Below are 6,445 nucleotides of genomic sequence, written 5' to 3'. Positions count from 1 at the left end.
CACCGCGGCAGCCCGAAACTCCGGGCTGAAGTGCTTGTGTTTCTCGTGTTCCATTTGTCTATCCAATCCTGAATTCAGGAGGACTGTCCGGAAACACTGGGTCACCCCAAGCCAGGAGAAGCGGCGTGTCGCGAAAATCTCCGCGTACAGAGGCGACGACGGATGTCGGCGCGCAACGGTCCGGAGGACGGCTCACCGGGTCTCGACGAGATCGACCACCGACGGGCGCAGGGCGCGGCCCGGGTTAGAGGGTGGTGTGGGTGAAGCGGCCGGCGAGCAGGGTGGCGGCCACGGACATCCGTCGCAGGTCGGGCACGGAGGCGCCGAACGGGTCGAGTTCGCACACCGCGAGGTCGGCCACGTCGCCCACCAGGACCCGGTGTCGGCCGCGCGCGGACGCGGCGAGCGCGGCCTGCCGGGAGATGGCCTGCTCGGGGTGCCACGGTTCGCGGCTGCCGCGGGTGCGTCCGACCGCGGCGGCGATGCTCACCCACGGGTCCAGCGGTGCGACCGGGGCGTCGGAGCCGAGGGCGATCGTGACCCCCGCGTTCAGCAGGCTCTTCAGCACGAAGGCCCGGTCGGTGCGTCCTGCCCAGTAGCGGTCGGCGACGTCCCGGTCGTCGAGGGCGTGTTCGGGCTGTACGCTCGCCACCACGCCGAGCCGGGCGAAGCGGGCGACGTCCTCCCGGTCGAGCAGTTGAGCGTGCTCGATGCTCCCGGCGCAGCCGAGCCGCTCGAAGGCGTCCAGGGCCAGCGCATTGGCCCGGTCGCCGATGGCGTGCACGGCGGGGCGGAGGCCGGCGGCCACGGCCCGTCCGAGGTACGTGAGCAGTTCCTCCGGCGGAACGGTGAGCACCCCGTGCGAACCGGGCTGCCCCTCCAGGCCGGGGTATTCGTCGACGCAATAGGCGGTGCGGGTGTTCAGCGAGCCGTCGGTGATCACCTTGTACGCCCCCACCGAGAGCAGCCCGCCGGTGCCGTCGACGCCGGCGCCGCTCTGCAACCCCAGCTCGATGGCGCGTTCCAGGTGCTGCGTGTACACACCGAACTCCACCCGCAGCGAGTCGGTGCCGCCCCGGATGCGCCGCCGCCAGGTGTCCAGGTTCCAGTCCATCTCCATGTCGACGATGCCCACGACCCCGCGGGATGCCGCGGCCCGGGCCGCGCTGTCGGCCCAGCCGTCCATCACCGCGTCGGGCACCTCGGCGAGCGCCCGCACGACGGCGAAGCAGTCCTCCTCGCGGAGCAGCCCGGTGGGGTGCTCCGGGTGACCGTGGCGGGCGAGGGCGGCCGAGTTCAGCCAGCAGGAGTGCAGGTCGCCGCTGATCAGCACGACCGGAACGGGGCCGGTGGCGGCGTCCAGGAGGGCCCGGCCCGGGGCATCCGGCCACAGACCGTCGCGAAAACCGAACCCGACCAGGGTCTCCCCCATCGAGATAACGGGCGCCCGCCCGGCCACCAGGTCGGCCGCGGCGGCGGCACTGCCGGCGCCGGACAGGTCCAACCGCTGGTTCGTCTGCGCCCACTGGCTGAAATGCACATGGTTGTCCCAGAGGCCCGGAATCAGCCAGCGCTCGGCCAGATCGACCGATCGGATGCCCGCAGCGACCTGGCCAAGATACCCCAGGCGGCGCACTCGGCCATCGACGATCAGCGTGTCGACGATCTCGTCGCTGCCCGGGAGCCGGCCGTTGCGCAGCACGAGCGGAGGTGCGGCCGCGGTGACGGGTGCGGGAGGGGACGCTGGAACGGGCACGGGCACGGGCCCGGGGACGGGCACGCTCACCGGTCGGCCCCGTGAACCCGGCGCATTTCGGCGGCGAGACCCGGGCTCGCGTAGGGGCCGTCGCCGTCGAGTTCGCCCAGGATGCGCGCCACGGTTTCGGCCGGCTTGTTCTGGCTGAGCTTGCTCTTGGCGGTGAAGCGGCTCACCGTGAGCCGGAAGCCGACCGTGCCGGCCACGATGCGGGAGGCGTAGGCGGCGTTCGCCTCGGTGCCGAACAGGCGGCGTGGTTCAGGCATCCGTTCCTCGAAGTGGTCGACCAGGCGGTCCAGCACCCGCAGGTTCTCCTCGTCGCTGAGCAGCTTGGGCGTGCCGTGCAGGTGCGCAGTGACGAAGTTCCAGGTGGGCACGGCGGGCGCGGCGTCATACCAGCCGGGCGAGATGTAACCGTGGGGACCCTGGATGATCACCATCAGTTCGTGCCGGCCGAGCTCGTGCAGGACCTCGTCGGGTCGTCCGACGTGGCTGACCAGCACCACACCGTCGGCCTCGTCGGCCTCGTCGTCGAGGAGCACGGGGTAGTGCGAGGCCACCAGCCCCGACTCGGTGTGACTGATCATCGTGGCCCACGGGTTGTCCCGGATGAGACGGCGGATCTCGGCCGGGTCGTCGAGGGCGAAAGTGCGGTTGTGTCTCATCGGTTTCCCGTTCTCTGCTGGGGGGCTCAGGTCAAGTCGGATCGGATCGGGTCACATCGGCTCAGGACTGGCACTCCGGGCACCAGTACAGCTTGCGGGCGGCCATCTCCTCGAGGGCGATGTGGGTGCCGCAGACCCGGCAGGGCAGTCCCTCGCGCTTGTAAACCCAGTGCCGGTCGGCCCGTCTGCGCAGGGCGCGCCCGTAGGCCGCGTCGCTGAGGCCATCCCTGGTCATCATCTGCCCGGTCTCCACGCCGATCTTCAGCAGGTACGCCCAGTCCTGCCAGAGCGCCCGGGCCTGCTCGTCGCTGAGCGACTTGCCCGGCGCGTGTGGATTCAGCCCCGCGCGGAACAGAAGCTCGGCCCGGTAGACGTTGCCGATGCCGCTGACCACCAACTGGTCCATCAGCAGGCGTCCGATCGGGGTGGGCTTCTTCCGAACCACCGTGACGAAGCGGTCCTCGGCGGCGCGGCTATCGTCGAGCAGCGGGTCGGGGCCGAGGCGGTCCATGGCCACCTGCACCTCCCGGGGGTCGAGCACCACGCAGGCCGTCGGCCCGCGCAGGTCCGCCACGACGTCATCGGCCAGCAGGCGCACGCGCACCTGGCCCACGGGTTCGGGCGGGAACCCATCGGGTTCGACGCTGACCTTCTCGTCTTCCGCCATCCGCAGCCGGGTCAGGCGGGGCGCGCCGATGCTCTGCAGCGAGTCCTCCCCTGCCAGGTCGAGCGTGACGTCGGCAGCACCCGGCCGGACGCTCCGGCGCCGGCGGCCTCTGAGGGCGGCGTCCGTGCCGCTGGCGTGGATGTCCCCGGCGAAGTCCCAGGCCCCGTAGAGCCCCAGGTGCACGCGCAGCCAGAGGCCGTTGTCGAACTCCAGGAACATCTGCTTGCCGACGGCACGGGCATCCGTCATGGTGTGGCCGTCGAGCATCGCCGCGCCGTCCACGAATCGGCCCTGCGGCGATGACAGCCGGATGCGTTTGCCCACGAAGTTGCGGGCGAACTGGCGCGCAATGCGGTGGACGGAATGACCCTCAGGCACAGTCAGTCGGTGAGGCGCGTGCCGTTGATGGTGCGATGAGTCTCGTACTCCGCCAGCTGCAGGATGCGGCGGCAGTGGCGCTCCTCGCCCGGGAACGGCTCGGCGATGAAGGCGTCGATGAAGGCGATCGCGTCCTCGATGGTGTGCTGCCTGGCACCGATCGAGATGACGTTGGCGTCGTTGTGCTCGCGCGCAAGCGTGGCGGTGCTGAGGCTCCAGACCAGCGCGGCGCGCACGCCCTTCACCTTGTTCGCCGCCATCTGCTCGCCATTGCCCGAACCGCCGAACACGACGCCGAGCGCGTCGACGCCGAGGGCCAGGTCGGCGACGACGGCCTCGGCCGCCCGGATGCAGAAAGCGGGGTAATCATCGAGGGCGTCGTAGACCTCCGGTCCGTGGTCCACGACCTCGTGGCCGGCCAGGGTGAGGTGCGTGACCAGCTGGTGAGAGAAGTCGAGTCCGGCGTGGTCAGTGGCGATGTGGATGCGCATGCATCCGATTCTATTTACTCGGCCGGGGCGCTCGTAGCCGCGGTGCTCGCAGCGGGCGCGAAGATCGGCTCGCGGGTGCGCGAGCGCTTCAGTTCGAAGAAGCCGTCGAACCCCGCCACGGCCACCACGCCGTCCCAGAGCTTGAGCGCGTCGTCCCCGGTGGGTGCGGGTGAGATGACCGGGCCGAAGAAGGCGACATCGTTCACGGCGATGACGGGCGTGCCGACATCCTGGCCCACCCGCTCCATGCCGTCGAAGTGGCTGGCGCGCATCCGATCGTCGTAGTGGTCACTGTCCGCCCAGTCTGCAAAGGATGCCGGCAGGCCCACCTCGGCGAGCGCGGCGGGAATGACCTCGTCGGGGTCCGTGCTGCCACCGAGGTGGATGCGGGCGCCCAGGGCGTCGTAGAGCGCCTTGACCGTTTTCTGGCCGTGCAGCTCCTGCGCGGCCTGAGTCAGGCGGGTGTACCTGAGGGCCCGCGGAAAGAATGCGCGGTACTCCTCGGACACGTCTTGGTCCTCGTTCAGGACGGCGAGGCTCATCACCTTCCACTCGACGTCGAAACCGCGCAGGGATGACACCTCGTCCACCCAGCGGGAGGTCATCCAGGCCCAGGGGCAGGAGGGGTCGAACCAGAACTTCACCGTGTCAGCCATGGGCTCAGCCTAGGTGTCCCCCGGCTGGGAAAGCGTCGACGAAGACCCGACGTAAACCCCTGTCCAGAGCGGATATCCCCGGCAAAATGTCTGATTAGTGACCATTTCCGACTAAAATTATTCGTTATGCCCGGAAGCGGGCCCCTACTTTTCGCAGCAACATGATCTCCACGAGAGAAGCTCCAATGCCTAGAACCAGCTCACTTTCCGGTGCCGACGGCACCGCGGTGAAAACCAAGAAGCCGCTCCTGCAGCGACGATTAAAGGTGTCCCACGTGAACGTGGTCGACCAGTCCAGACTGAAGAAGGCACTCGGCGGAACCATTGTGGGAAACACCATGGAATGGTACGACGTCGGCGTGTTCGGCTACCTGATCACCACCATGGGCCCGGTGTTCCTGCCCGAGTCCGACCCGACGGTGCAGACCCTGTTCCTGCTCGGCACCTTCGCCGCGACGTTCATCGCCCGCCCGCTGGGTGGCGTGTTCTTCGGTTGGCTCGGAGACAAGATCGGTCGCCAGAAGGTGCTGTCGATGACCCTGATGCTGATGGCGGCATCCACTTTCGCCGTGGGCTTGCTGCCCGGTTACGCCCAGGTGGGCATGCTCGCCGCCGCGTTGCTGGTCTTCACCAAGCTCGTGCAGGGCTTCTCCACCGGCGGTGAGTACGCCGGTGCGACCACCTTTGTCAGCGAACATTCGCCCGACAAGCACCGCGGCTTCTTCGCCAGCCTTCTCGACATGGGCAGCTACCTCGGTTTCGCGATCGGCGCCGCGCTCGTCTCGATCCTGCAGGTCACCCTCGGGCAGCCGACGATGGAGGACTGGGGTTGGCGCATCCCGTTCCTGATCGCCGGACCGCTCGGCCTGATCGCCATCTGGTTCCGCCTGAAGATCGAGGAATCCCCCACCTTCCAGGCCACCCTGGACGCGAAGGAACTGGCAGCGAGCGACCCGTCGTTCTCCGACGAGTCCGCCGCGTCCAACGGCCCGGTCAGCATTTTCAAGAACCACTGGCGCGGCATCATCGTCGCCATGATCCTCGTCGCCGCGGCCAACACCCTCGGTTACGCGCTCACCTCGTACATGCCCACGTACCTGACTGCCACCAAGGGCTATGACGAATTGAACGGCACGCTGTTGACCATCCCGATCCTCGTCATCATGGCGCTGTGTATCCCCCTGGCCGGCCGCCTGTCGGACAAGATCGGCCGCCGCCCGGTGCTGTGGATGGGCTCGGTCAGCGCCGTGCTGCTCTCCATCCCCGCCTTCCTGCTGATCGGCGTCGGAGAGATCTGGTCGACGCTGCTCGGCCTGGCCATGATCGCCCTGCCCGTCACGTTCTACGTCGCGAACCTCGCCTCGGCCCTGCCCGCGCTGTTCCCGACCGAAAGCCGTTACGGCGCCATGGGCATCGCGTACAACTTCTCGGTGGCCATCTTCGGTGGCACGACGCCGTTCATCATCGCGGCGCTGATCGCCACGACCGAGAACGACATGATGCCGGCGTACTACCTGATGGGGACATCCGTCATCGGTGGAATCGCGATCTTCTTCTTACGTGAGTCCGCCGGGCGTCCACTGATCGGGTCGATGCCCAGCGTGGACTCGGTCTTCGAGGCCCGCGAGCTGGTCGCCACCCAGGACGCCAACCCCGCCCTGGACACAGACGAGATGCCGTTCGACGAGACGTATGAGCCGCCGACCTCGTCGATGGACCTGTCCGTGCTGCTGACGAAGCCCGAAGCCGAGCCGGAGCCGGTGAAGGCCTAGCCACACCCGCTCCACCACCCGCTCCACCATGTGTTGCCCGAACGGACGACTGTTGCCGCC

At 68.5% G+C, this 6,445-nt stretch carries 6 protein-coding genes; 1 reads left to right on the top strand and 5 read right to left on the bottom strand.

The window, feature by feature from the left end:
* Positions 1-244: 244 nt before the first annotated feature.
* From E3T28_RS09785 to E3T28_RS09765, 5 genes are all read right to left on the bottom strand, one after another.
* Entirely contained in the window at positions 245-1,786 is a 1,542-nt protein-coding gene (locus E3T28_RS09785) for an amidohydrolase (RefSeq protein WP_241979270.1), read from the bottom strand.
* Positions 1,783-2,421, bottom strand: coding sequence for an FMN-binding negative transcriptional regulator (locus E3T28_RS09780; RefSeq protein ID WP_134430320.1), 639 nt, complete (start codon positions 2,419-2,421; stop codon positions 1,783-1,785). Before E3T28_RS09780 ends, E3T28_RS09785 begins: the two co-directional genes overlap by 4 nt.
* 61 nt (positions 2,422-2,482) lie before the next feature.
* Positions 2,483-3,466, bottom strand: coding sequence for an Fpg/Nei family DNA glycosylase (locus E3T28_RS09775; protein WP_134430317.1), 984 nt, complete (start codon positions 3,464-3,466; stop codon positions 2,483-2,485).
* A 2-nt stretch (positions 3,467-3,468) separates the two neighbouring features.
* A complete protein-coding gene (locus tag E3T28_RS09770; protein ID WP_134430314.1) occupies positions 3,469-3,957 on the bottom strand; it encodes a ribose-5-phosphate isomerase in 489 nt (162 codons plus the stop codon).
* Between the two features lie 14 nt (positions 3,958-3,971).
* Positions 3,972-4,613, bottom strand: coding sequence for a mycothiol-dependent nitroreductase Rv2466c family protein (locus E3T28_RS09765; RefSeq protein WP_134430311.1), 642 nt, complete (start codon positions 4,611-4,613; stop codon positions 3,972-3,974).
* Between the two features lie 185 nt (positions 4,614-4,798).
* Between E3T28_RS09765 and E3T28_RS09760 the strand changes: the two genes are divergently transcribed.
* Positions 4,799-6,385, top strand: coding sequence for an MFS transporter (locus E3T28_RS09760; protein ID WP_241979269.1), 1,587 nt, complete (start codon positions 4,799-4,801; stop codon positions 6,383-6,385).
* Positions 6,386-6,445: the final 60 nt, after the last annotated feature.

It is taken from the genome of Cryobacterium sinapicolor, assembly GCF_004403465.1.
GTDB classification, from domain to species: Bacteria; Actinomycetota; Actinomycetes; order Actinomycetales; family Microbacteriaceae; genus Cryobacterium; species Cryobacterium sinapicolor.
The sequence above is the reverse complement of the archived record's forward strand: the minus strand, read 5'-3'. Positions and strand labels throughout refer to the sequence as shown.

Excerpts from the sequence above, each read along its gene's own strand:
- E3T28_RS09780 (WP_134430320.1), bottom strand. The coding sequence starts at position 2,421 with ATGAGACACAACCGCACTTTCGCCCTCGACGACCCGGCCGAGATCCGC.
- E3T28_RS09770 (WP_134430314.1), bottom strand. The coding sequence starts at position 3,957 with ATGCGCATCCACATCGCCACTGACCACGCCGGACTCGACTTCTCTCAC.
- E3T28_RS09765 (WP_134430311.1), bottom strand. The coding sequence starts at position 4,613 with ATGGCTGACACGGTGAAGTTCTGGTTCGACCCCTCCTGCCCCTGGGCC.
- E3T28_RS09760 (WP_241979269.1), top strand. The coding sequence starts at position 4,799 with ATGCCTAGAACCAGCTCACTTTCCGGTGCCGACGGCACCGCGGTGAAA.